The following is a 24,488-nucleotide window of genomic DNA, read 5'->3' as shown; positions in this document are numbered from 1 at the left end:
GGTTTAATATAGCAACCGCCAAGGAGGTTACATCAGTTTTCATGTATTTGAACCACATCTGAACCAAAAATATCTAATCTCATGCTAGAATAGTTGATAATATATATCAATAAGTATATTTATACTGCTAGAAAAATTATTTAACTGTGAAAAACATCTATCTTAGGGTAGAGTTTTTCTCTATAGCAAGAAAAAATTATCAAGTCAATATATAGCAACAAAACTATAAATAAAGGTTGCTTTTTTGAAAATATTTGTTATATTAGTTTACATAAGGCAATAATAATTCGTAAATCTAGTTTGGAGTGCCAACCATGACAAACGCAACAAATGTTAATACTCCTGTAACTGAAGATCGCAACGCTTGGCGCTGGGGCTTTACACCCCAAGCCGAAATCTGGAACGGTCGCTTGGCAATGATTGGCTTTTTAGCAGCTGCGCTCATCGAGTTGCTTTCTGGTCAAGGCTTCCTCCATTTTTGGGGCATTCTGTAAGTTTTATTTACATGAATTAGCTAAATAAAAAATTAAAAAAAAGCCTGGTAGTAATAATTTACTACCAGGCTTTTAATTTTTTGTCAGTTTGGGTTAGTCATCAGAGATTGGTGTCAAGCTAATAACCAATGACTAATGACTAATAATTACCGAATATATTCCTTAAGAACACTGTTGCGATTCGGGTGACGTAACTTACGAAGTGCTTTCGCCTCGATTTGACGAATTCGTTCACGGGTGACGTTGAAGATTTGGCCAATTTCCTCCAAAGTCTTCATGCGACCATCATCCAAACCATAGCGGAGTCGGAGGACATCACGTTCACGAGGACTGAGGCTATCCAGCACTTTTTCCAGGTCTTCGCGCAGTAGATTTTTGGAAACCTGATCTTCTGGAGTTTCGCCATCAGACTCAATAAAATCGCCCAAGCGAGAATCTTCTTCTTTACCAATGGGCGTTTCTAGTGAAATGGGTAGCTGGGCTGATTTAGCGATAAACCGTAACTTCTCGATGGTCATTTCCATGCGAGTCGCGATTTCTTCTTCAGTGGGTTTGCGTCCCATTTCTTGGGATAGCAATTTGGTAGTTTTCTTGATGCGTGAAATGGTTTCGTAAAGATGAACCGGGAGGCGGATAGTCCGGGATTGATCAGCTATGGCACGGGTAATTGCTTGACGAATCCACCATGTAGCATAAGTAGAAAACTTATAACCTTTTTCGTGGTCAAATTTTTCTGCGGCGCGAATCAAACCGAGACTACCTTCCTGAATTAAGTCTTGGAAGGACAAACCACGATTCATGTATTTCTTGGCAATTGACACCACAAGACGCAGGTTCGATTGCACCATTTTATCTTTTGCCCTGCGACCGACGTGCAGGCGATAACGAAATGCTGGTAACGGAATTTGTACGGCTTCTGCCCATTCCCGATATTCAGGTTCGCGTTCTAACTGTTCTTGCAGTCTATCCCGCACCCTTTCTAACTCCAACAAATCAGCGATTTTCCGCGCCAATTCGATTTCTTCGTCTGCCCGCAATAGGCGAATCCGACCAATTTCTTGTAGATAAAGGCGAATCGAGTCTTCGGTGTAGTGCTTCTTCTTGCTTTGTGTCCGACGACGTGATTTAGCGGCTTTTCCAGACTTTGTGTCGTCCTCATCAGACTGAGGCTCTAAAAACTCATCTTCGCCATCATCGTTAATCAGCAAGTCCTCTTCTTCTTCTTCTTCTTCGACTAAGAGTTCTAACTCGAGCTCAGGCTGATTTATTATTTCTAGGTCAGGCTGATAAATGCTTTCGAGTACGTTGTTAGCCTGGTTCATGCCGCGTTCCTCATGCTCCTTGCAGAATCAATTACTCAAGATGTGTTGACTGCTCTTTTAAAATGAGCTAGTTGACTACCGAAAATCGGGTTTTAGGCTGATTTCCCGGAAAGTTTTTCGGAAGTTTTGCTCCTCTGTCTAGAGGATTTTTGACTGTATGTGGAAAGTCGCAGTAACTGCTGACTTGCTCATTTTAGTTAGAAATTATATGTGTTGCTATGACATACAACTTTTAACTAATTAGTCTTGTACAAAGGCTTGTCTTGATCTCAAAAATTTACCACTCCATATAAACAAAATATGACTGTTGGCATATTTTCTGATAAAGACTTTTCCGATTGTAGCCTGTTTCACAAAAATTGCACTCTTTTTGTGTATTAATCATGATGCCATTGTGCAAGGTATAGCCACTAATAACAAAAAGATATTGTTTATGCTAGTCATGCCGGGAAAATTTTTTCAAATTTTTTGGCATTCTAGTGACATTATCTTGACATTCAAGGAAAATACACCCGCTATTACATACTTTTAAGTAAGTAATGCAACATTAATTACTTAGAAGCAGTTTTGTTAATGTTAACTTAAGCGAGAAATATTAATGCACCCATTGTGACATTTCCTTCATAAATGGCTCCACCTTAAGATTTGCATGGAGATTCCTACCGCGTAATTAGAGTAAGAATGGTAATGCTTGTCTCAAGATACTTAACTTACTGATGCCAAAGACCTGAACTAAGGAGTTGAGGCTGTGGCGGAATCAGCGATAAGGCAAACAATTGAGAATTTACTGATTGCTCTTATTCACACATTAGCGCACTGCTGAAATTTCAACCTTATGAAAGTTGACAAACTGTTCTTATTGTATACACCGATATTTTAATCAATTCAGCAGAAATTTAACAGTCAAAATTAGAGACCTTAGCCTACTTAAGGCCAATTTCTAAATTATACAGGCAAAATAATAGCCATCAATCCGGTCATACTGGAGGGTATTAGCAGTGAAATGTTGGAACATAGAAAAATCAGATTGTGGTTTTAGAACCTAATTACAGAGTGGCGTTCAGTAAGAAATTTGTTAAATATAATACTTTTGGCTTAAGGATAATGTTGTGATTCTGTGATTTTGAATCCTTAAGATATTTAGCCAATTCTGCTTGGTAGACAAGATTTTGCTTTGCTATTCAAGCATAACAAATGCTTTTCTAACTTGTGCGAGAAATTAACCCAAAAATTATAGAACGGTGATTTCAACTCTTACTGAAGTGCGGATACACTTGTTGTCTCTCCATCAGACTCAATCAATATGGGGAAAACCTTGACAAAACTTTGTTTTTGTGTTTTAAGTCATATTCAAAAATTCATAGTCATGATAATTTTCTCTTTATGTATTTTATCAAACAATTTACGCTGAGGAAAAAGCGCAAAAAAAATTTCCCCGGTTTTTGTGATTGCTTACTCATAAATAAAACCGGGGAGATATTGTTTTTTATCTAATTATGTGATATTACGATTGTATTCTAAGTACCTGGAAAATCTGGTGGCAAAATTACCTGATCAATTACATGGACAACGCCATTACTAGCTGGAATATCTGCTTGGGTAACTGTAGCATTATTAACAGTGACACCTTGAGTAGCATCATCAACATCAATTGTCACTGGACTACCCTCAATTGTTTTGACTTCTCCAGATGTCAGTTGAGTAGAAGTCACTTGTCCTGGAATAACGTGGTAAGCAATGAGCTTGGCTAATTGGTCTTTGTTTTCTGGTCTGAGGAGGTTGTCTAAAGTACCTGCGGGTAAAGCTTCAAAAGCGGCATCAGTAGGTGCAAATACGGTGTAAGGGCCTGGTGTTGCTAATTGATCCTGTAAGCCGGCTGCTTCCACTGCGCGTGTTAGGGTTTGAAATTGTCCTTCACCGGCTGCGGCTTGTGTCAGTTGAGCTAAATTGAGGTCAGCAGTTGTTTCTATACGAGTATCTGCCACAGGCGGCGCGGCTGGAGGTGCTTCTGTCACGGGTGGAGTTTCTCTTGTCACAGGTTCAGTACAGGCAGATAGAGCCACTAAACTGCCTACAGTGATCATATTCAACAATATTTTTCCTATGAGTTTTTGACTAAATTTCATAGTTTTGTGAAAGTTCCGTTAGGTGAAGAATTACTGACCATAGTTAATAATTTTATGGATGCTGTCCCTCAGCCTAACGGCATAGTTTTAAGATACCTAAATTGCTCTGTAAATTTTAGTAAAGAAGTTTAATTAAGTAAGTGGGGAAAACTAATTTCCGAATCCCTCTTGGCTGAATCAAGGTTTGAGGCGATTTGGACGGGTAAGTTAATTGGTCAATGACTTAATATTTTCGCAAAAGTCATCGCTCAAAAGACATAAATTATTATGCTCAAATTTCCATACCTTAGATGTAGGTTGGGTTGAAAAAAGTGAAACTAAATCAAGAATATCTGATTAATGGTGGGTTACGCTGTCGCTAACCCACCCTACAATTGGAGCTGTTTTTATTTGCCAGTCACTTATCAGCTTGATGTTTAGATATCTAAATCTGTGAAATTGAGTTTAGAACCATAGGTTTCAATGAATTCGCGTCTGGGTGCAACGCGATCGCCCATTAAAATGGTAAAAATACGATCAGCTTCGGCAGCATCTTCAATTTCTACTTGCTTCATTTTCCGGGATTCTGGGTTCATTGTAGTATCCCAGAGTTGTTGAGGCATCATTTCCCCCAAACCTTTGAAGCGTTGGATATTGTAGTTGGCGTTGCTGGGAAGTGTACCCAGGTACTGTTGCAATTCACGTTCGCTATAGCAGTATTCATGATTCTTTCCTCGTTCTACTTTAAATAGTGGAGGACAAGCAATATATATGAAACCCTGTTCAATCAGCGCGCGCTGATATCGATAGAAGAAAGTTAACAACAGTGTGCGAATATGCGCGCCATCTACGTCAGCGTCAGTCATAATCACGATGCGGTGATAGCGGAGTTGGGTGGAGTCGAATTCGTCTCCTTTTACGCCTAAACCGAGGGCTGTAATTAAAGATTGGACTTCGTTATTTTTGTAGATTTTAGCGTCGTCAGTCTTCTCAATGTTGAGAATTTTACCACGCAGGGGGAGAATAGCTTGGGTGCGGCGATCGCGTCCTTGTTTCGCACTTCCACCCGCAGAGTCACCTTCCACAATAAAGATTTCTGACTCACTAGGGTCACGAGAACTGCAATCTGCTAACTTACCAGGTAATGGTGAAGATTCTAGTACAGATTTGCGTCGGACTAACTCCCGCGCATGACGAGCTGCTTCTGCGGCTTTAAACGCTTGAATAGCTTTATCTAAAATCGAGTCGGCGATACCAGGATGAAATTCTAAATACTCACTGAGAACTTCTCCCACTAAGGAATCAACAATACCGCGAACTTCAGTATTACCGAGTTTGGTTTTGGTTTGTCCTTCAAATTCTGGGTCTGGGACTTTAACGGAAATGACTGCTGTTAAACCTTCCCGGACGTGTTCGCCACTGAGGTTAGATTCATTTTCTTTAATTTTATTGCGTTTGCGCGCGATCGCATTTAAAGTCCGAGTCAGAACCGCCTTCAAACCTTCGAGGTGAGTACCACCGTCAACGGTGCGAATATTATTAGCAAAACCCAACACGTTGTCTGTGTAAGCATCAGTACACCATTGTAAAGAAACTTCCACTTGGACGTTATTGCGTTCCCCATGCACATAAATAATTTCTTCGTGCAGTGGTTGCTTCTCGCGGTTCATGTAAGCGATATACTCTTTAATACCACCCTTGTATTCGTAGGTTTCTATCCTGGGTGTGTCGCTTTTAAGCAGTTCTAAACGGTGGTCGCCAAAGATAATTTTGACACCTGCATTCAGATAAGCCAACTCTCGCAGGCGACCCGCTATAGTGATGTAATCAAACTCAATGCTATTGATAAAAATTTGGCTATCTGGCTTGAACTTGATAGAAGTTCCAGTTTTGTCGCCTTTTTCAGGCTTGGCTTGCAGTTCAGTAACTGGTACGCCTCGTTCATAGCGCTGGACATGAACTTTGTTATCTCGCCAAACTGTTACTTCCAGTACATCTGACAAAGCGTTAACCACGGAAAGACCAACTCCATGCAATCCTCCGGAAACCTTATAGCCACCACCGCCAAACTTACCACCGGCGTGTAGTACGGTTAAAACGGTTTCTAAAGCCGATTTACCAGTTCGTGAGTGAGTATCGATAGGAATACCCCGACCGTCATCTGTGACAGTCACCGAACCATCAGCATTGATATCCACTTCTATATGGGTACAGTGACCCGCCAAAGCTTCATCAATAGAGTTATCTACCACCTCATAGACTAAATGGTGGAGTCCTCGCGGCCCGGTAGTCCCGATGTACATCCCTGGCCGTTTGCGGACGGCTTCCAGACCTTCCAGAACTTGAATCTGATCGGCACTGTAACTGCTCGTCATGAAAATTCTCCTGATGCGTGGGTTTAAAGTCGCCCAAAAACAAAAAAGTCAAAACACACCAAAATTCTAACACAAAAGGCTTACTGGCGACTGTAGAGCAATTTTATGAGAAGTTTACATAGGGGATGTAACCCCATAAGTTTTTGGAATTGATTGCCTGAAAATTTCAAATTCTTATAGATTGGTTCGGTACTATATCAGATTTGTATAAGAGAACCGAAAAGTAAAGTTCAATTAAACAACACTTCCGCATCAAAGACTTGTCATAAAAATTAACTTAATACCAGGGCTGTAATGACCCATAAACAAAAATTAGAGAAAAGCTTTAAGATTCTATCACAATGGGAAGTGTTGACCAATGACTAAATTGATTGTAATTTGTGGGGCGACGGCAACTGGTAAATCAGGCTTGGCATTGAATTTGGCTACGCAGCTAAGTTCTGTAATTCTTAGTGCCGATTCTCGTCAAGTGTACCGAGAATTTGATATTGGTACGGCTAAACCAACATTAGCAGAGCAAAAATTAGTCCCACATTATTTAATAGATATCTGCAATCCCACAGACATTATGACGGTAGCAGACTATCAGGAACAAGCACAAGGCTTAATTACGACTCTTCCTGGTGCGCCATTATTGTTGGTTGGTGGTACAGGTTTATACATACGTTCTATTGTTCAAGGGATGAAAATTCCCAGGGTTGCACCAAATCAGGAATTGCGATCGCAACTAGAATCTTTAGGACAAACGACGTTATATGGTATACTACAACAAGTAGATGCGATCGCCGCCCAAAAGATTCATCCTCATGATACTGTGCGGACTTTACGAGCATTAGAAGTATTTTACATTACTGGTGTTCCCATTTCCCAGCAGCAAGGAGAAAACCCCCCAGATTATCCCATTTTGCAAATAGGTTTAGATTGTGAAGTCGAAAAAATCAGGCTACGCATTCACAAGCGAACAGAACAAATGATCTCCGATGGTTTAGTGGCTGAGGTAGAATATCTTTGTCAAAAATACGGTACTGATTTACCATTATTGAATACTTTGGGATATCAAGAAATTAGGCAATATTTAGCAGGTGAAATTTCTTTAGATTCAGCAAAAGAATTAACGGTTTTGCATACGCGACAATTTGCCAAACGCCAGCGGACTTGGTTTAAAGCATATCCCAAAATTGAGTGGTTTGATGCAGATGATCCTGATTTGTTAGAGAACGTTTGGCAACGAGTAGAAGAATTTACCAAGAATGTGTAGAGACATTTCATGAAACATCTCTACAAAGCCTCTACAAAGTATCAGGATCTATGCCTATAGCCCGGAGTCTTTCTGCTAATAATTGGGCGCGTTGTTCGGCTTGTTCAGCCCGTTGCCTTTCCTGTTCAGCCCGTTCATCTCCAGTAGGCAGAATAATTGCATCCTGGTAGCACCAGCGTAACCAATTATCTTGTCTACCTTCAAATTCGCCTGACCACAGCGTTAAACCTAAACCTACTTGTTCTAGCCAAGTTTCAGAAGTTTCAAAATAACGCCTTCCCCTGAGTTCATGAATTCGTAAGACTTGTTCACCTAATTGCTGATTTGGGTCATAGACAATATAGTAACTCGCCCGCATTTGCTCATAAATTTCTAACTTTTTGCCTAGTTCATCACCCTCTTTATTAGAGACAATTTCCATGACAACTTCTGGAGGTTTTTCAAACTCCCAAACCATATAACAACGATTTTGCTTGTCCCACCATTTTTTAGGAATTTGGACATCTAAGCTAAATAAAACATCAGGGACAATAGGCGGTTTTCTGTATGCATAATAAACACCCACATTAGCCGCTGCTAAAAAAATCTGGTTTTGTAAAGAACTGTAAAGAGAGCCAACCAAAAGGCGTTGTTGTTTTTCCGATGCGAAATTGTCCACAGGTGTATCATCTTCGGTAACTAGTTGGTTGGCATCTGGCACATAGAAATTATCTGTATCAATGAGAATTTGCTCAACCATAATTTTATCCACTATTTGAGAGCGTTATTTCTAGCTTAATTGATTAAAATTCGATACCGTTTCTAAACAGTATCAGGATCTATGCCCATAGCCCTGAGTCTTTCTGCTAACAATTGGGCGCGTTGTTCAGCTTGTTCAGCCCGTTCATCTCCAGTAAGTAAAATAGTTCTATCTTGGTAGCACCAGCGCAACCAATTATCTTGTCTACCTTCAAATTCACCTGACCACAGAGTTAAACCCAAACCTACTTGTTCTAGCCAAGTTTCAGAAGTTTCAAAATAACGCCTTCCCCTGAGTTCATAAATTCGTAATGCTTGTTCGCCTAATTGCTGATTCGGGTCATAGACAATATAGTAACTCGCCCGCATTTGCTCATAAATTTCTAACTTTTTGCCTAGTTCATCACCTTCTTTATTAGAGACAATTTCCATCACAACTTCTGGAGGTTTGCCAAAACGCCAAACCATATAACAACGATTGTGTTTTTCCCACCACTTTTCTGGAACTTGGGCATCTAAGCTCAGAAAAATGTCGGGTACAATGGGGGGCTGAAGGTCTGTGTAGTAAACACCGACATTAGCAGCTGCTAAGAAAGTCTGATTTTGTAAAGAACTATAAAGAGAACCGACTAATAAGCGTTGTTGCTTTTCAGATGCGAAATTGTCCACAGGTGTATCATCTTCAGTAATTAGTAGGTTGGCATCTGGCACATAAAAATCATCTGTATTGATCAGAATTTGCTCAACCATAATTTTGTCCACTATTTGAAAGCGTTATTTCTAGTTTAATTCATTGCAGTTGGATATAAATCAGGCTTAACCGTAAATTTACTAGTATTATTTTTTATTAATTTTGTTATACTTTACTTAGCTGTTTGATTGCCACCATGAAAAAAACAGATGAGTAATAGCTTAATACCATTCACTCAAGCAGATAAGTGGGGTTACAAAAACCAGAAAGGAGAAGTAATAATTCAGGCCATATTTGATCAAGCTGGTAAATTTTATAACGGAATTGCACAAGTTAAAATTGGCAATCAAATTAACTATATCGATCAGAAGGGAAGAGTCAAGCCTGTAGAATTAAGTAACATAAGTGACAATACTGCGATTAACCTCACAGACATCACAAATCTCAATTTAGAGTTATCACGTTTCAAATATCGAGAAAAATACGGTTATAAAAATAAAATAGGTCAGGTAATTATTCCTCCACAATTTAATTTAGCTTACGAGTTTGCCGAAGGATTAGCATCAGTCAAACTTGGATACAAGTGGGTTTATATTAAGTTAATAGGAGAAGTAGTAATTAATTACAAATTTGATTTAGCTGAAAGCTTTTCTCAAGGTCTCGCACGAGTGAAAATTGGTAAAAAGTATGGTTATATTGATTTACTAGGCAGCTTTGTGATCCCAGTTAAGTACGATTATATAGAGAATTTTTCTGAAAACCTAGCAGCAGTTAAAGTTGGCAAAAAATGGGGTTATATTAATTTATCAGGTAAAGTAATAATCAATCCCCAGTTTGATGCTGCTGAGATATTTGAACAAGGTATAGCAAAAGTTAGAATTGGTAACAAGCATGAATATATTGACTGCAAAGGTAAAAAAATCAATGATGTAGACTCTAACATCATGGTTAAAGAATTACCAAAAACACCAGTAATATATAATCATTCACCACTGACTCCCAGCAAAGAAGACAGCCAAAATTTACATCTGTTACATACAAGAAGACGCAAAAGAAAAAACACATCGTCAGGCTGATCATCCCTTGTTACTTCCCCTAAAGCAGTATTCTTGTCACAATGGTGATATATCTACCTCTAACTATAAAAAACTATGCTTATCCAAGAGAAAAAGCAATCCAACTGGAAACCTATTATTAAAGCATTTGAGGCTGTAGTTGGTAAAAATGGTGTAGTGCAACGTCGGGAAGAACTCATCACCTATGAGTGCGATGGCTTAACCAGTTATCGCCAACGTCCGGCTGTGGTGGTTTTGCCCAGAACTACAGAACAAATTGCCGAACTGGTGAAGATATGCAACAAATATTCTGTAACCTTTATCGCCCGTGGTTCTGGTACTGGTTTATCTGGTGGTGCTTTACCTTCCGAAGATTCGGTTTTGATTGTCACTTCCTTAATGCGGCAAATTCTCAATGTTGATTTAGATAATCAGCGCATTGTGGTACAGCCAGGAGTCATTAATAGCTGGGTAACGCAAACCGTCAGTGGGGCGGGATTTTATTATGCACCAGACCCTTCTAGCCAAATTATCTGCTCAATTGGCGGTAATGTAGCGGAAAATTCTGGGGGTGTGCATTGCTTAAAGTACGGTGTGACTACTAACCACGTTTTAGGTTTAAAAATTGTCACGCCTAGCGGAGAAATTCTAGATTTAGGTGGACAAGTACCGGAAATGCCTGGTTATGATTTAACGGGTGTATTTGTGGGTTCTGAAGGTACTTTAGGCATTGCTACAGAAATTACTCTGCGAATTCTTAAAAGTGCTGAGTCAATTTGTGTTTTATTAGCAGATTTTACCAGTGTGGAAGCGGCTGGGGCAAGTGTTTCTGATATTATCAGCGCCGGAATTATTCCTGGTGGTATGGAAATGATGGACAACATTAGCATCAATGCAGTTGAGGATGTTGTAGCTACAAATTGTTATCCTCGCGATGCTACGGCTATTTTATTAGTAGAAATCGATGGTTTAGATGTGGAAGTTGAAGTAAATAAACAACGTGTGGCGGAAATTTGTAAACAGAATGGGGCGCGGAATGTAACTTCTGCTAGTGACTTAGAAACTCGCTTAAAACTTTGGAAAGGTCGAAAGGCTGCTTTTGCTGCTGCGGGACATTTAAGCCCTGACTATTATGTTCAGGATGGTGTAATTCCTCGTACGCAATTAACTTATGTTTTACAAGAGATTGAGGCGTTAAGTCAAAAGTTTGGTTATACAATTGCCAATGTGTTTCACGCTGGTGATGGTAATCTCCACCCTTTAATTCTATTTGATAATTCTGTACCAGGAGCATTAGAAAAAGTAGAGGAAGTCGGCGGAGAAATTCTCAAGCTTTGTGTAAAGGTAGGCGGGAGTATTTCTGGTGAACATGGCATTGGTGCAGATAAAAAATGCTATATGCCAGATATGTTTAGCCCTGCTGATTTGGAAAGTATGCAATGGGTAAGGCAAGTTTTTAATCCCAAGGGTTTGGCAAATCCTGATAAAATATTCCCCACACCCCGAACTTGTGGTGAAGCAGCAAATGCTGTCAGCATGAAGCAGTTTGCTGGGGTGGAACAATTTTAACAGTTATCAGTTATCCAGTTTCTGACTAAATAATCATGATGACTGTTCACGGTCAACTTTCTCAATCCCCTCTTTTAAGTACAAAAAGCACAAATTTGTTACTTCTTTTAGGGGATTTTGGTATTTTTATGATCTAATATATTTTATATTTCCCAAGTGAAGCATTTTGATATTCTGGCAAAAGATGCCTTTGCTACATTTGTTATGGACTAGTGACTTTATAGTTAAGATATTATAGCATTCTTAAATCTGAGTCCTGCGGATAAGCTACGCGATCGCAAGAGATGAATATCTCGGTTCAAGTCATCAGGATTATAGGATTTTTAATTTTCCAATGTTCTCAGGGTCTGATATCAACTCTGACAGATTAGTAGTGCTGAGGAAAGTCATGCTTCCAGGAAATAAAAATACAATTGTCATCACAGGAGCATCAACAGGGATTGGTGCGGCTTGTGCTTTACTTTTAGACAAGTTGGGATATTTTGTGTTTGCTGGTGTTCGTAAAAATGAGGATGCTGAAAAACTTCAAGAAAAAGCATCACCAAAGCTGAAACCAATCTTTTTAGATGTAACTGACTGCGAATCGATTCAAAGTGCAGTTGAAACTGTAACAAATGTAGTTGGTGATAGGGGAATTTTAGGTTTAGTAAATAACGCCGGTATTGCCGTTCCCAGTCCCTTAGAATTACTCCCAATTGCTGAATTTCAACAACAGATGAATGTGAATGTCACCGGACAATTAGCAGTTACCCAAGGATTTCTGGGTTTATTACGCCAGGGTCAGGGTAGAATTGTGAATATGGGTTCCATTAGTGGTAGAAGCGCAGCACCGTTTCTAGGAGCTTACAATGCTTCAAAATTTGCCCTGGAAGCACTAACTGATGTCATGCGTATGGAGTTACGCCCCTGGGGGATTTCAGTTTCAATTATAGAACCAGGTGCGATCGCTACCCCAATTTGGGAAAAGTCGTTTATGCAAGTGGACACAGCCCGAAAAGACCTACCACAATCAGCAGAAACACTTTATGGCGAAGCTATGAGTGCTGTCCGTAAAAGAGTTGGAACTATCGCATCTGGGGGAATTTCGCCGGATTTGGTGGCTGAAATTGTCGTTCAAGCGCTGACTGCAAAGCAACCAAAAACACGCTATGTGGTGGGACGAGATGCTAAAATTGCCGTCCTACTTAGGCATCTTTTACCTGATAAGCTGTATGACCGTGTAATGTTATATTCAATGGGTTTGTGATTGAATATCAGTTAAAAATTGGGAATTTAACTAAAAAAGAGAAGTTTCACCTCTCACCCCTTCGTAAAGGTTGCCGTTACATCGATTTACAATTTATAATGGATTTATAAGATGTTAAAGATATAACGCCCTTTCATGTAAATGTACTGAAAATTTCTTTGAGTATTGAAAAAATCAGCGCTTACACTCCTAGTATATTTGGGCATTTTCTCTCAATACTCTGTAATTTATGGAATATCTCCTTGAGTAAAGAGGACTATTTGTTACTGAAATTTAGTCAGTATGCACAACTTTAACGTAAATTTGCATAACAGGGAAGCATTAATCATCATGAAAATTGGGTAAACCTCCCCATATAAAGACGGGGGCTTTTACCCTACCGGGAACACCGATCTATTGACGAAGATAGAAATGTAGGATGGGCTTTGATCCCAAGCAGCAACTATGGAATATTTGTATTACCTGGCAAATGCCAGTCTAACTCTGAGAATTGTACAACATCTGCACGCCAGACCTCAGATGCCGGTTTCTTTCGTTACTGTGATTCATCAAATTGATGGCTGGGTGGTGAGAGTAAAATTCAAAGAAGAACTTTTTTCCCAGGAAGATGGAGACTTTCGCGCTTTTCTCAATGAATTAGGAATTAGCTATAAGCCACCGATGCGGGTGCAAATGGCTCTTTGGAGTTTACAAGCCGGACAAAGCCCTGTAGACGTAATGCGTCGCTACCAAGTCGCAATTGTTTCTCATGGTAGCCCAGAGAGAGAAGAAATTGAAGCGTTCCGTCAACAATTTGTGCGGGGGCTGGGTTACTGTCCAGAAACACTGGCGTAATTTTGTTAACTTAGAGCGCTGCTACTAAATGACTGCTAATTTTGTGGCTAATCAACCACACAGCCTAGTCAAGATTTGAGAAAAATCATCAGCCATCAATTACAGAGTCAAAAGCTCCTGGTAGATATTCTTGCAGATACAATTGGTATCCATCTGCTGATACACTAGCTAGAGCTTCTGAAGTCAAGGTTAGATCATGGATCTGTTTTGAGATTTGCCGACAGTAGACAATAGCAACATCAAAACGACATGAGTAATCAGCTTTTTCAGGATATTCAGCTAAAAATATTGTTGCTGTCCGCCCAATTTTTGCCTGCTTTTGTCGTGTGATAGCACTTTTACCTCCTGCATCCCAATTTCCTTGACTACGGGTTTTCACTTCCACAAATGCTAGTTGGGGTAATTGGTTAACAAAGAGATTTTTTTCACCGCAGGGCTGTTTTTCGTCAAGCTGGGCGATAATATCGATTTCTCCCCAACGGCTGGAAAAACGCCGATGCAAAATACTCCAGCCTGTAGAATGTAACCATTGTGCTACGAGGTCTTCTCCTAATTCACCAATATCGGGATAATGAGAGGGAGGAGGGTTCGCCATTGGTTAAAAAATATGATGAATTTTAGATTAAATAATCGCATTGGAGCCAGTATACTCAGTGTATTGCTTTGGGTAGTAGTTGGCATCACCGCAATTTTGGGATATACGCCCACAGCTTTCGCCCTGGAATATAACAAAGAGATTTTGATCGAGGCTGATTTTTCAGGACGTGATTTAACAGACTCTAGCTTTACCAAAGCCAATCTCCGCCAGAGTGACTTTAACCATGCTAATTTGCGTGGTGTCAGTTTTTTTGCCGCAAATTTAGAATCGGCAAATTTGGAAAGTGCTGATCTTTCCTTCGCTACTTTAGATTCAGCACGACTGATTAAAGCTAATTTGACTAACGCAGTTTTAGAAGGTGCGTTTGCTTCTAACGCTAGATTTGATAGTGCAATTATTGATGGCGCAGATTTTACTGATATTCTGCTGCGTCAGGATGAGGAAAAAAAATTGTGTCAAATGGCTAAGGGTACTAATCCCGTGACTGGGCGAGATACAAGGGATACGTTATTTTGTCCGTAGTTTAGATGGTGGGTTACGGCGCAAAATTGGAAATCTTCATCTTGAAGATATGCTCTCGTGCGCCTAACCCACCCTACTGGCTGTGACTGGTAGAGATACAAGAGATACTTTGTTTTGTCCGTAGGAAGAGACGCGATTCATCGCGTCTGTACAAGGGAATTTCAGTGGAGGAGAGATTCACCCTATCCCTATCATTGGATTTTCAAAAGTTAAAATTTGATGGCTCTATGGTATGAGATCATTAGAGCATCAAATATGTCACAAGACGATTCATGCAATTTTAAGAAAATGGCACAAGATCAGAAGTCAACAGTCGTAATCACGGGCGCTTCCTCTGGGGTGGGTTTGCAAGCCGCGAGAGCGCTTTCCCAAAAGGGGTGGCACGTGGTGATGGCCTGTCGGAATTTATCCAAGGCGGAAAATGCAGCTAAATCTTTGGGGATGGAGTCGGACAGCTACACAGTCATGCACATTGACTTAGGCTCTTTAGAAAGTGTTCGGCATTTTGTGAAGGATTTTAGAGCTAGTGGTAAGTCCTTGGATGCTTTGGTGTGCAATGCGGCTATTTATATGCCTTTAATCAAGGAACCATTGCGAAGTCCAGAAGGCTTTGAATTGAGTGTGGCGACAAATCACCTTGGTCATTTCCTACTGTGTAATCTGCTTTTGGAAGATTTGAAAAATTCACCCTCTTCTGAGCCGAGGCTGGTGATTTTGGGAACTGTTACCCACAACCCCAAGGAGTTGGGCGGGAAGATTCCACCACGTCCAGATTTGGGAAATTTACAGGGTTTTGCAGAGGGTTTTAAAGAGCCGATTACGATGATTGACGGTAAGAAGTTTGAACCCGTCAAGGCTTATAAGGATAGTAAGGTGTGTAATGTGTTGACGATGAGGGAGCTACATCGGCGTTATCATGAGTCACACGGTATCACTTTTAGCTCTCTTTATCCTGGTTGTGTGGCGACAACTGCCTTATTTAGAAATCACTATCCTTTGTTTCAGAAGATTTTCCCCCTTTTCCAAAGGTATATTACCGGGGGCTTTGTGACTGAGGAAGAATCAGGCGATCGCGTGGCGGAAGTTGTCAGCGATCCTCAGTATAATCAATCTGGTGCTTATTGGAGTTGGGGAAATAGACAAAAGAAAAATGGTAAGTCTTTTCTGCAAGAGGTTTCTAATGAAGCCAGTGATGATGATAAGGCTGAACGGATGTGGGAGTTAAGTGCTAAGTTGGTGGGATTGGCGTAAATTAAGCCACCACTGAATATGCGTTTTCCACAATCCTTGTAGAGACGTTGTATACAACGTCTCTACTTTGCAGGAGATATCTAAATTTAGAGATTGACTTTATATGGTTTCCGACTCTCACGAAAAACAGCAGCATTTTTCTATCAGTGATAATCAAGGGAATGGGGAGTACCAAAAGTATTTGATTAGCAGTGAAATCAAAGCAGGTTCAAAATTTGCTATGAATCACGCAGAAAGGCAAGCTTTTATGAAAACATCTTCTTTAGGAAAACTATTTGGAGTTTCACATTTACTGCCTGAAATAGAAGATTTATCGCCTCTTAACTCCTGACCTATCTTTTAGGAAATACCTGAGATAAATCTAAAACTAAATCAGGGAAAACGGACAGATTTACTGTCTCATTAGGCAAGAAAATTAACTTGCGGCGATAGCCAAATTTGTCTTGTAAATCTTGATAAGGTTCACTATACCACTCTAGATCATTATCTACTAAATTAAATATCCAATAATTACTAATACCCGCTTTTGCATAAAGCGGTAATTTTATCTCTTGATCATATTTTAAAGAGGAATCAGCAACCTCAATTACCAGCAATACATCAGATGGCTGAGGATGAGCAGAAAGATAATTATCATCAATGTTACGCACAATGGCTAAATCTGGTTCAGGTTCACTGTGTTCGGAGATGATAATTGGCTGTTGACCTCGTACTAAAGCGCTGTCTGCTACAAGCTTGATTAACTCCCTAAATAAAAGTGTTTCACAAACAGAGTGTGGTGTACCTTTAGCAACCATCTGGATTATTTCTCCTTGAATTAGCTCAACTCGCTCATCCTCTGCGAAGAAGCCGAGTTCTGCCAGACGGTGATATTCATCGATGGTGAAGCGTTTAGCAGTAGTTAGGCTCATAACAGCTAAGGCATACAGGATTATTGTGATCTTAAAGGAGTTTCTAGCACGTTTACATTAACTAAAGGTGTAGCGTTAAAATTTTGTTTTAATAATTGAGTTTGAATGGATTGGGTGAGGCGATCGCGAATTTCTTCACTAGATGCTGTAATTTGCGGTTGACGCTGCACATAAATAACACAAAGTAGAGTATCCTGACCAGCAATATTAGCTCTGGTAAAGCGTACATTCGACTCGACTAATTCCGCTAACCCAAATTCTTCTACAGTTTTTTGGACTTCAGCGTTAGCACGTTGGGCTAGGCTAGAGCGTTGGAGATTGGGAGAATTAATAAATTGCCAACTTAGCAAACCGCCCAAGGCCATGACAGTGATCACCAAGGCAGAAAAGAATACCCGTTTTTTACCACGCTGATAGCGAGTTCCTTGGGGAGACAACCCGAACACTCGAAACAAGAGGGCTGCTGAAAAATTAATGCCACATAGTTGTAAAAGCAGTAAGAACAGCCCAGAAATTACCATATCCCATCTGCCTACTGCACTAGCCATACCGATAATTCCCGCAGGTGGAGCTAAAGAAGCGGCAACTAGCATTCCTGTTGCTGCCCCAGATACTAAACTACTCCGTTCTGACTGAACCAAGTTAAGCGCCCCTGCTGCTCCACCTGCTAGTGGTAAAATTACTGCTACTGCTGAAATTTGACTGTTTTCTACCATTAAACTCGTCGGAATTTCTTGCCGTAGGATGAGGCTAAGTAAGTAAGTAGTAATTATGGTGACAGCTAAAGCTGCAAAATAGCGTAGAATACTTCTTCCTAAGAGTTTGCGATCGCCCCATGCAGTACCAATGGCTGTATTCATTGCTGGGCCTGCAAACGGTGCAATCAGCATCGCCGCCACTAGTAAGTAAGTTGTATTAGTATACAAGCCAATCCAGACCACAAAACCTGCGAGGACTGCATAACCAAGAAAGCCTCGCCATGAGCCAACACTTTGCAAACCAGAGAGAAAAATCTCAATTGGACTGCGTTCTTCCACATCTATCACCTGCTGCGGCGTTTCCGATACAGGTGGTTGCAAAGCCATCACACCAGTTGGTATGACAGTGATCTGTACTTTGGGCAAGTCTTGCAATTCCTCTAGGACTTTCCCAACTTCTCGATTAGAAACGTGAATAATTACCACATCAATCGGTTCGTCTGCATTCCCTTCAAAACGTGCAAGGTTTGAACCGTTATGAGATTTGGCGATATCAATCACTGCTTTTCCGTTTCCGCGTGGCACTTGGATAATGAGTTGACGCATTTTTACCTCCTATAGCTCACTATCTTGTGTTTTCAGGCGATCGCTCTACTACCTAAAGAAATATTTTTGGAAAAATATATCTCATCCTCGGATTTTTTCGGTTCTGATTTTTCCATATCCCGTAGAAAACTAGTACAGTTCGGCGGAAGTCAAAAGTCAAAAGTCAAAAGTCAAAAAGCTTATAATATGGACTTTTCATGGATTTTGAATGGTCTGTTTATTTACGCCGTGCTGTACTAGGAAACGCTATATTAGTACTCATAATGATTGGGTAAAAATATTAAATTAAATCTGTAATGGAAAATTGGCGCTGGCGGTCTAATTCTTGCAGGCGCATTTTTTCGTTGTAGAAAGACTGATAATATGATTGCCATTTTTCTGGTTCGGCTTCGGGATCGGTTTGTTCCCAAAGTTCTAAAAAGTAGCGATAGCGCTTTTCTATTAATACTCTCTCCATACAAGCAACAGCAGCTTGAACGGCTTGGGGTGTCCGCAGTATTTCTTTCTGACTTTTCTCGTTGAGGTGAAATAAATGGGAAATTGAGGCGATTTCTGCTGATATTTCTAAATATCTATCTTGCAAATTGGATATAATTTCTACCTCTTCTCCTGTGGATTCTAAAATTTTCTGCCACAATAATCGATGGTGGGAAAAGCTAAATTCTAAATTGCGTTCTTCTAAGGTGTTAACAATAGCTTGGCGTTGTTCGGGACAGTGCAGATAAATTCGTAATAGTAAAGCTTCTGCTAATTCTAAAAGACTTTTATCGCTTGCAACTACTGATTGACTAAGTTTTCCCCGACCATATTTTTTCTTCCCAGATAGAGGTTTTTTGGTCGGCGTAGTTGGTGCAATTTGAGTTAACAAATTTTCTACTCTTAGGGGTATCAATCTCGTATCACCCAAGCTGAGGATTTCAGCACAGTAAGAAACGTAATAATTTCGGGTATCGCTGTTATCTATATTTTGTAGTAATTTTACAAGCTGTTGGCTAACTTGCTGAAAGTCGGTAGCTTGTTTTAAGTCCCGGTTTTGAATAATTTGCTCAATTTGCCAGTTTAGCCAAAGTGGGGCGTTTGCTAACAGTTGCTCATAGTCTTGTGGTGTATGAGTATATAAGTATTCATCAGCATCTTTGCCATCGGGGATGTTGAGAATTTTCAGTTGCACTTCACCTTTATATGCTAATGCGGCAATTTCTCCAATCGCTCTTTCTGCGGCGATATTCCCGGCTTTGTCAGCATCAAAGTTGAGGACTAATTGTTTCGATTCGGTGTAGCGTAAGATTAACCGGACTTGTTCAATGCTTAAAGCTGTACCTAGAGAAGCCACAGCGTTAGTAATACCCGCAGCATGGAGGGCGATCGCATCAAAATATCCTTCTACCACCACCGCTTGATCCAGTTGAGAAATCCCGTCTTTGGCGTGATCTAAGGCGAATAAAGTTTTTCCCTTACTAAAAAGTTCGGTTTCTGGTGAATTTAAATACTTTGGTTGTTCTTCAGATAGGGTTCTCCCACCAAAAGCAATTACCCGCCCTTGAATATCACGGATGGGAATCATTAGGCGATCGCGAAAAACATCATAATACCCACTTCCCTCCTTCCTGGGCTTAATTAACCCGGCTTTTTCCACCAGTTGCACTGGGTAATGTTTATCCTCCACCAAATAGCGATGCAGAGTTTCCCAACCTGCGGGTGCATAACCTAAGCCAAACTGCTGAATAGTTTCCTCCTTCAGTTGGCGTTCAGATTGCAAATACTGATATGCTTTTTGTCCTTGGCTTTGTCTGAGGGCGTGTTGATAAAACTGTCCAGTAGAAGCCAGAACCTCATATAACTGTTCGCGCAGAGAAATTTGACGCTGTAATTCTTGGCGTTGTTCTGGTGCGAGGGTTTGCACAGGTACTTGGTAACGTCGGGCTAAATCTAATACCACCTCTGCAAAAGAGTGTTTTCCCACATCCATTAAAAATTTAATGGCATTTCCCCCGGCTTGACAGCCAAAGCAAAAGTACATTTGCTTGGTTTGACTGACTGTGAAACTGGGAGTTTTTTCATCATGGAAAGGACACAAACCCACAAAATCCTTACCACGCTTGCGTAAAACTACGTGGTCTGAAACGACATCAACAATATCAGCACGTTGTTTAATTTCCTCAATTGTGTCTGGGTGCAAGCGGGGAATTTGCATTTTAGTCCATTGCTTGGTAGTGATAACTGCTGTGAGTTAACCAACTGATAGATATTATATTGTTGTTGCTAAGTCAACAATCGTGTATAAAATTGCTTCAGCTTAACTTTTCGAGGAAACACCGAGGATGGGACGTATTTTTATTTCGGCAGCTCATGGAGGCAGAGAAGCAAGAGGCATCGATCCAGGCTCCATAGCAGGTGGTACAAGCGAAGCTAGAGAAATGATTTTGCTGCGGGATTTGATTGTAACAGAATTGCGGGCGAGAAGTTTTGATGTTTTAGCAGTTCCCGATGACCTCAGCGCCGCCCAAACTATTGCTTGGATTAATTCCCGTGGTCGTCGGGTGGATGTCGCTCTAGAAATTCATGCAGATACTGCTAGCAGTCCCTCTGTGCGGGGTGCGGGTGTCTACTACATCGCCAACAACCAGGAACGTAAAACTAATGGCGAATTGGTCTTAATGGGGCTTTTGCGCCGTGTGACTCAGTTACCAAATCGGGGAGTTAAGCCAGATACTGATAGCGGTTTGGGGAGTTTGGCATTTTGTCGCCAAATCACCATTCCTTCTTTGTTAATGCAAGTAGGCTTTTTGAGTAGTCCCGAAGATCGGGCTTTGTTGCAAAATCGTCGTCGTGATTTTGCTTTGGGAATTGCCGATGGTCTAGCATCTTGGAGTCGATTAATTGACCCTATTTCTGCACCTGTAACTCCTGTTGAACCAAATTATCCACCAATTAATATTGATATTAATGGGCAGAAATACGCCGAGCAAGGAATATTAGTTAATGGTAATTCCTATATTCCTATTGATTTAGTAGATCGGCTACGAATTGATTTATCAAAATTACCCAATATTAACAGAATTAGTTATCGTAGAATTGTTTATATCAAAGCAGTCGATTTGAGAGATTTTAATGTGGCTATCGGTTGGGATGGCGCAAATCGTACAGTTAGCTTGCGCTCAAATTTATTAGTTTGTGCTGATCAACTTGACCGGATTATATCACGAGGGAATACTTCAGAAATAGAGTTGCAATTATTTCTGAGAAACAATAATGAAAATGCTTTAGTAATTTTTCCTGATATACCTAAATTGTATCGAGAAGAAGGTAATACCGAGGGTGTTAACTATGATATTGCTTTCTGTCAAATGTGTTTAGAAACTGGATTTTTACGTTTTGGCAGCGATGTTAAACCTGAGCAAAATAACTTTGCTGGTTTAGGTTCTATTGGTGGTGGTGCAGAAGTTGCATCTTTTTCTAGTGCCAGAATTGGTGTGAGAGCGCATATTCAACATTTAAAAGCTTACGCTAGTTTAGAACCTTTGGTGAATGAAATTGTAGATCCACGATTTCGCTTTATTACCCGTGGAATTGCGCCATCAATTTATCAGCTTTCTGGGCGCTGGTCAGTAGATTTAGATTATGGTACTAAAATTTTAGCACTGATGAAGAGATTGTATGAGTCGGCAAGACTTTTGTAGTTCGTAATGCCTCCTTCGGAGGAGCTTCGCTAACGTAATTCGTAGTTCGTAATGCCTCCTTCGGAGGAGCTTCGCTAACGTAATTCGTAATTCGTAGTTCGTAATTCTCCCTTTGGGAGAGCTTCGCTAACGGAGGAGTTTCGCTAACGTAGTTTTTAATGGGTTAGATTAATGTGACGGAGGATCTGTTTAAATGTTGAATAATCCAGTCTCGGACTACGTGGTAAACTTCGTCGGCTACTTCGTCTAGTCCATGATTGGCATCAGGATACAGAATTATGTGCTTGGGTTGTAATGCTTGCTGATAAACTTGTTGTGAACAACTGGGGGGTAATACTTGGTCAACCATGCCATGCAATAGCAATAATGAGCAGCGTGTGGCTAATTCTGCTACAGCATTTGCACCACCAGTTTGAGTAGCCAGTGCTACAACTGTGTAAACATGAGGAGATTGTGTAGCAGCTTGGATGACTACCGCACCACCGAATGAGTGTCCCACTAGGGCTAAGTATTTTATACCCTCATCTCGTAAATAAGTTAGCCCTGTAAGCACATCTAGAACAGAATCTGCGAAGTGGGTTGGGTAACGATAGCGTATTCTTAAAGAAGCGATCGCCTCACTTCTCAAATCCTCACATAATCGGGGATAAAGTCCACGCGCAGGTGTATCCCAACCACCACCAGCACCTCCTACCCAAATCACCGCTTTTTCAGCATTTTCTACCGGATAATAGCGGCCATAAGTTGAACCCCGACGTGTCACCAGTTTGACAGGATAATATGTTTCTTCCTGTGGTTCGACTACAACATCCTGGAGTCTCATCTCGAATGATTCATCATAGATAGGCTGCACAAGCAAACTCCACAATCGAACTCACATTAAGTCCAGTTTCCCTGTATCTCTCAGGAGTAGCCTCTATCCAAAGTAATTAAAAATTCCTCTGAAACCTCCTAACTCTGTGTCCTCCCTCCGGGTTCGCCAGTTGCCTGCGGAGGGAAACCCTCCCGCAGCACTGGACTCACTGCGCCTCTGTGGTTAAAAAATCATTTTCCAACTATTTCTCCTGACAGTCGGCATTTCAATTTAAGTCAGGCCTACTGTTAATAAGCAGAAAGAGTAATTAACGCTATTTTATTACTCTGAAAAATAAAGTATTCGTAGGTTGGGTTAAACGAAGTGCAACCCAACAGCAAGAAGCCCTGGTTTTGTTGGGTTTCGCAAAGCCTTAACCCAACCTACGCCTGATAAAAGAGGTTTAATCATGGCACAAACTCAAAAACAAGGAAAACCGTCAGATAGCAAAGCAGATGAATGGCAAGAAGACCTAAATCCGCAACCGATGGCTGGTAGAAATTATGGACTTGAGGGGACACATCCCGAAAAAGCTGGTCTGAATGCTTCTGATGTCAAAGAACTACATAATCAACTGACAGACTATACAGACGATGAACTCAAGCAAATTACCCTGCTACCCCCCGGAAGTCGTTTAGAAGAAGGTGCGACATACATTGATTTAAATGACCCAGAACGCCAAGAGTTTACTGCAACGGGTGGAATGGAAGCTGGGACGAATAACTGGTATGTGCCGAAAACTGAGGTAGGATATCAGCTTTGGAATCGGTTGAGGGGTGTAGAAAATCCTGAACGCTTGGGACAATCTAGCGACTAAGATTTTACAGAAGATCATGCTGTTTTGAAAAAACGGATAATTTCCCGGACATGATCGAGAAATTGTCCATCAGTGGAAAGTTGAGCGATCGCACTTCTGGCTTCTCTGGCCAAACGTTCATGTTCGACTTGATTTGTGGCGCGTAATTCTGCTAAACTTGCAGTTATATTGGCCAAATCTGTGCGCGTTTGCTCAATAAAGCGTTTTTGATTTGCGGGTAAAGAGTTATCTAATTGTGGGTTGAGTTGTTTTTCTAAGCGTTTAACTGTCTCGTCTAGTTGATAGAAACGACTGCGGAGTTCCATCACATCCTCACGAGGATATTGAAATTCTTGGCGAATCATCCTCAACCGTGCATATAAATATTCGTAGGCGCGGATAGCTGGACGCAGGACGGTTAATAATAAAGCCGCACCAGAACTGATATATCCCACAGCGCTAACACCAGTTGCTGCAAGAGTATAAAGCCCCACGGTTGAAATTAAGTGTAAACCAATGGCTACCCAGAGCGATCGCTTGGCTAAAACCTTGACATAATTAACTTTTTGTTCATCTACGGGAATGTCTTTTTCCGTAGATTGTGCTGCTTCTGCTAAAACTTCCTTAGCTTGAAAATGTACACTCCAAGGTACAGTCACAATCACTAATAACCACCAAAAACTTGCACCACCAATTACCCAATCAAGGAAACTACCCGCAGGTATTTGAAACCATTGCAGTCCGCCAAAACCCAGCAGCACTGCTAGGACAATTGCCAAGATAGAATTGATCAAAAATCTGAAATCCATTTTGCCTAATCCCTGGTGAAACTATCACCTCGATCATGGCTATGCCTATAAGTTTATACGGAAAGCTTATGATAGTT

22 protein-coding genes are annotated in these 24,488 nt (G+C 40.7%); 11 read left to right on the top strand and 11 right to left on the bottom strand.

The features are described 5' to 3' along the window. Positions 1-314 precede the first annotated feature (314 nt). Positions 315-494, top strand: a complete 180-nt coding sequence (locus ACM0OW_RS18765) for a chlorophyll a/b-binding protein (protein ID WP_414551665.1) — start codon at positions 315-317, stop codon at positions 492-494. Positions 495-640: 146 nt separating this feature from the next. On the opposite strand, the gene rpoD is transcribed toward ACM0OW_RS18765, so the two are convergent. The 3 genes from rpoD to gyrB form a co-directional block, all read right to left on the bottom strand. Further along, a complete protein-coding gene (rpoD, locus tag ACM0OW_RS18760) occupies positions 641-1,816 on the bottom strand; it encodes an RNA polymerase sigma factor RpoD (RefSeq protein ID WP_239728092.1) in 1,176 nt (391 codons plus the stop codon). A gap of 1,517 nt (positions 1,817-3,333) precedes the next feature. Beyond that, the gene (locus tag ACM0OW_RS18755) at positions 3,334-3,942 is read right to left on the bottom strand and encodes a fasciclin domain-containing protein (protein WP_414551664.1); all 609 of its coding nucleotides are present in this window, start codon (positions 3,940-3,942) and stop codon (positions 3,334-3,336) included. A 416-nt stretch (positions 3,943-4,358) separates the two neighbouring features. Next, entirely contained in the window at positions 4,359-6,296 is a 1,938-nt protein-coding gene (gene gyrB, locus ACM0OW_RS18750) for a DNA topoisomerase (ATP-hydrolyzing) subunit B (protein ID WP_414551663.1), read from the bottom strand. 358 nt (positions 6,297-6,654) lie between these two features. On the opposite strand from gyrB, the gene miaA reads away from it, so the two are divergent. Next, a complete protein-coding gene (gene miaA, locus ACM0OW_RS18745) occupies positions 6,655-7,554 on the top strand; it encodes a tRNA (adenosine(37)-N6)-dimethylallyltransferase MiaA (RefSeq protein ID WP_414551662.1) in 900 nt (299 codons plus the stop codon). A 31-nt stretch (positions 7,555-7,585) separates the two neighbouring features. On the opposite strand, the gene ACM0OW_RS18740 is transcribed toward miaA, so the two are convergent. Continuing rightward, positions 7,586-8,293: a Uma2 family endonuclease gene (locus ACM0OW_RS18740; protein ID WP_414551661.1), complete on the bottom strand. Its 708-nt coding sequence runs from the start codon at positions 8,291-8,293 to the stop codon at positions 7,586-7,588. 62 nt (positions 8,294-8,355) lie between these two features. After that, positions 8,356-9,042: a Uma2 family endonuclease gene (locus tag ACM0OW_RS18735; RefSeq protein WP_414551660.1), complete on the bottom strand. Its 687-nt coding sequence runs from the start codon at positions 9,040-9,042 to the stop codon at positions 8,356-8,358. Positions 9,043-9,192: 150 nt separating this feature from the next. On the opposite strand from ACM0OW_RS18735, the gene ACM0OW_RS18730 reads away from it, so the two are divergent. The 4 genes from ACM0OW_RS18730 (at position 9,193) to ACM0OW_RS18715 (ending at position 13,687) form a co-directional block, all read left to right on the top strand. Continuing rightward, positions 9,193-10,059: a WG repeat-containing protein gene (locus tag ACM0OW_RS18730; RefSeq protein WP_414551659.1), complete on the top strand. Its 867-nt coding sequence runs from the start codon at positions 9,193-9,195 to the stop codon at positions 10,057-10,059. A gap of 75 nt (positions 10,060-10,134) precedes the next feature. Continuing rightward, on the top strand, positions 10,135-11,607 hold the full coding sequence (gene glcD, locus ACM0OW_RS18725) for a glycolate oxidase subunit GlcD (protein ID WP_414551658.1): 1,473 nt from the start codon (positions 10,135-10,137) through the stop codon (positions 11,605-11,607). A gap of 334 nt (positions 11,608-11,941) precedes the next feature. Next, the gene (locus ACM0OW_RS18720) at positions 11,942-12,853 is read left to right on the top strand and encodes an SDR family oxidoreductase (protein ID WP_414551657.1); all 912 of its coding nucleotides are present in this window, start codon (positions 11,942-11,944) and stop codon (positions 12,851-12,853) included. A gap of 444 nt (positions 12,854-13,297) precedes the next feature. Next, entirely contained in the window at positions 13,298-13,687 is a 390-nt protein-coding gene (locus tag ACM0OW_RS18715) for a hypothetical protein (RefSeq protein WP_414551656.1), read from the top strand. Positions 13,688-13,775: 88 nt separating this feature from the next. Here the strand turns inward: ACM0OW_RS18715 and ACM0OW_RS18710 are convergent, their stop codons facing one another. Beyond that, the gene (locus ACM0OW_RS18710) at positions 13,776-14,282 is read right to left on the bottom strand and encodes a YraN family protein (protein ID WP_414551655.1); all 507 of its coding nucleotides are present in this window, start codon (positions 14,280-14,282) and stop codon (positions 13,776-13,778) included. Positions 14,283-14,297: 15 nt separating this feature from the next. On the opposite strand from ACM0OW_RS18710, the gene ACM0OW_RS18705 reads away from it, so the two are divergent. The 3 genes from ACM0OW_RS18705 to ACM0OW_RS18695 all read left to right on the top strand — a co-directional run bounded on the left by ACM0OW_RS18705 (position 14,298) and on the right by ACM0OW_RS18695 (position 16,389). Beyond that, the gene (locus ACM0OW_RS18705; RefSeq protein WP_414551678.1) at positions 14,298-14,807 is read left to right on the top strand and encodes a pentapeptide repeat-containing protein; all 510 of its coding nucleotides are present in this window, start codon (positions 14,298-14,300) and stop codon (positions 14,805-14,807) included. A gap of 288 nt (positions 14,808-15,095) precedes the next feature. Next, positions 15,096-16,058: a protochlorophyllide reductase gene (locus tag ACM0OW_RS18700; protein ID WP_414551677.1), complete on the top strand. Its 963-nt coding sequence runs from the start codon at positions 15,096-15,098 to the stop codon at positions 16,056-16,058. Positions 16,059-16,161: 103 nt separating this feature from the next. Further along, on the top strand, positions 16,162-16,389 hold the full coding sequence (locus ACM0OW_RS18695) for a hypothetical protein (protein ID WP_414551654.1): 228 nt from the start codon (positions 16,162-16,164) through the stop codon (positions 16,387-16,389). A 1-nt stretch (position 16,390) separates the two neighbouring features. Here the strand turns inward: ACM0OW_RS18695 and ACM0OW_RS18690 are convergent, their stop codons facing one another. The 3 genes from ACM0OW_RS18690 to dnaG all read right to left on the bottom strand — a co-directional run bounded on the left by ACM0OW_RS18690 (position 16,391) and on the right by dnaG (position 20,467). Then, positions 16,391-16,969, bottom strand: coding sequence for a Uma2 family endonuclease (locus tag ACM0OW_RS18690; protein WP_414551653.1), 579 nt, complete (start codon positions 16,967-16,969; stop codon positions 16,391-16,393). A 20-nt stretch (positions 16,970-16,989) separates the two neighbouring features. Beyond that, a complete protein-coding gene (locus ACM0OW_RS18685) occupies positions 16,990-18,273 on the bottom strand; it encodes a TIGR00341 family protein (protein WP_414551652.1) in 1,284 nt (427 codons plus the stop codon). A 280-nt stretch (positions 18,274-18,553) separates the two neighbouring features. After that, on the bottom strand, positions 18,554-20,467 hold the full coding sequence (gene dnaG / locus ACM0OW_RS18680) for a DNA primase (protein WP_414551651.1): 1,914 nt from the start codon (positions 20,465-20,467) through the stop codon (positions 18,554-18,556). Positions 20,468-20,594: 127 nt separating this feature from the next. On the opposite strand from dnaG, the gene ACM0OW_RS18675 reads away from it, so the two are divergent. After that, positions 20,595-21,953: an N-acetylmuramoyl-L-alanine amidase gene (locus ACM0OW_RS18675; protein ID WP_414551650.1), complete on the top strand. Its 1,359-nt coding sequence runs from the start codon at positions 20,595-20,597 to the stop codon at positions 21,951-21,953. Between the two features lie 163 nt (positions 21,954-22,116). Here the strand turns inward: ACM0OW_RS18675 and ACM0OW_RS18670 are convergent, their stop codons facing one another. Then, positions 22,117-22,806, bottom strand: a complete 690-nt coding sequence (locus tag ACM0OW_RS18670; protein ID WP_414551649.1) for an alpha/beta hydrolase — start codon at positions 22,804-22,806, stop codon at positions 22,117-22,119. Positions 22,807-23,215: 409 nt separating this feature from the next. Here ACM0OW_RS18670 and ACM0OW_RS18665 point away from each other — a divergent pair, with 409 nt between their 5' ends. Further along, complete coding sequence (locus tag ACM0OW_RS18665; protein ID WP_414551648.1) at positions 23,216-23,623, top strand: hypothetical protein; 408 nt, start codon at positions 23,216-23,218, stop codon at positions 23,621-23,623. 14 nt (positions 23,624-23,637) lie between these two features. On the opposite strand, the gene ACM0OW_RS18660 is transcribed toward ACM0OW_RS18665, so the two are convergent. After that, on the bottom strand, positions 23,638-24,411 hold the full coding sequence (locus ACM0OW_RS18660; RefSeq protein ID WP_414551647.1) for a hypothetical protein: 774 nt from the start codon (positions 24,409-24,411) through the stop codon (positions 23,638-23,640). Positions 24,412-24,488: the final 77 nt, after the last annotated feature.

Origin of the sequence: Anabaena sp. CCY 0017, assembly GCF_963920885.1 — a bacterium.
Classification (GTDB): Bacteria; Cyanobacteriota; Cyanobacteriia; order Cyanobacteriales; family Nostocaceae; genus Nodularia.
This window is presented reverse-complemented; position numbering and strand designations above follow the sequence as displayed.

Coding starts and splice junctions, on each gene's coding strand:
- ACM0OW_RS18695 (WP_414551654.1), top strand. CDS start 16,162: ATGGTTTCCGACTCTCACGAAAAACAGCAGCATTTTTCTATCAGTGAT.
- rpoD (WP_239728092.1), bottom strand. CDS start 1,816: ATGAACCAGGCTAACAACGTACTCGAAAGCATTTATCAGCCTGACCTA.
- ACM0OW_RS18710 (WP_414551655.1), bottom strand. CDS start 14,282: ATGGCGAACCCTCCTCCCTCTCATTATCCCGATATTGGTGAATTAGGA.
- ACM0OW_RS18700 (WP_414551677.1), top strand. CDS start 15,096: ATGGCACAAGATCAGAAGTCAACAGTCGTAATCACGGGCGCTTCCTCT.
- ACM0OW_RS18765 (WP_414551665.1), top strand. CDS start 315: ATGACAAACGCAACAAATGTTAATACTCCTGTAACTGAAGATCGCAAC.
- glcD (WP_414551658.1), top strand. CDS start 10,135: ATGCTTATCCAAGAGAAAAAGCAATCCAACTGGAAACCTATTATTAAA.
- ACM0OW_RS18720 (WP_414551657.1), top strand. CDS start 11,942: ATGTTCTCAGGGTCTGATATCAACTCTGACAGATTAGTAGTGCTGAGG.
- ACM0OW_RS18730 (WP_414551659.1), top strand. CDS start 9,193: ATGAGTAATAGCTTAATACCATTCACTCAAGCAGATAAGTGGGGTTAC.
- ACM0OW_RS18660 (WP_414551647.1), bottom strand. CDS start 24,411: ATGGATTTCAGATTTTTGATCAATTCTATCTTGGCAATTGTCCTAGCA.
- ACM0OW_RS18705 (WP_414551678.1), top strand. CDS start 14,298: ATGAATTTTAGATTAAATAATCGCATTGGAGCCAGTATACTCAGTGTA.
- ACM0OW_RS18685 (WP_414551652.1), bottom strand. CDS start 18,273: ATGCGTCAACTCATTATCCAAGTGCCACGCGGAAACGGAAAAGCAGTG.
- ACM0OW_RS18740 (WP_414551661.1), bottom strand. CDS start 8,293: ATGGTTGAGCAAATTCTCATTGATACAGATAATTTCTATGTGCCAGAT.
- gyrB (WP_414551663.1), bottom strand. CDS start 6,296: ATGACGAGCAGTTACAGTGCCGATCAGATTCAAGTTCTGGAAGGTCTG.
- ACM0OW_RS18690 (WP_414551653.1), bottom strand. CDS start 16,969: ATGAGCCTAACTACTGCTAAACGCTTCACCATCGATGAATATCACCGT.
- ACM0OW_RS18735 (WP_414551660.1), bottom strand. CDS start 9,042: ATGGTTGAGCAAATTCTGATCAATACAGATGATTTTTATGTGCCAGAT.
- ACM0OW_RS18665 (WP_414551648.1), top strand. CDS start 23,216: ATGGCACAAACTCAAAAACAAGGAAAACCGTCAGATAGCAAAGCAGAT.
- ACM0OW_RS18755 (WP_414551664.1), bottom strand. CDS start 3,942: ATGAAATTTAGTCAAAAACTCATAGGAAAAATATTGTTGAATATGATC.
- miaA (WP_414551662.1), top strand. CDS start 6,655: ATGACTAAATTGATTGTAATTTGTGGGGCGACGGCAACTGGTAAATCA.
- ACM0OW_RS18675 (WP_414551650.1), top strand. CDS start 20,595: ATGGGACGTATTTTTATTTCGGCAGCTCATGGAGGCAGAGAAGCAAGA.
- ACM0OW_RS18715 (WP_414551656.1), top strand. CDS start 13,298: ATGGAATATTTGTATTACCTGGCAAATGCCAGTCTAACTCTGAGAATT.
- dnaG (WP_414551651.1), bottom strand. CDS start 20,467: ATGCAAATTCCCCGCTTGCACCCAGACACAATTGAGGAAATTAAACAA.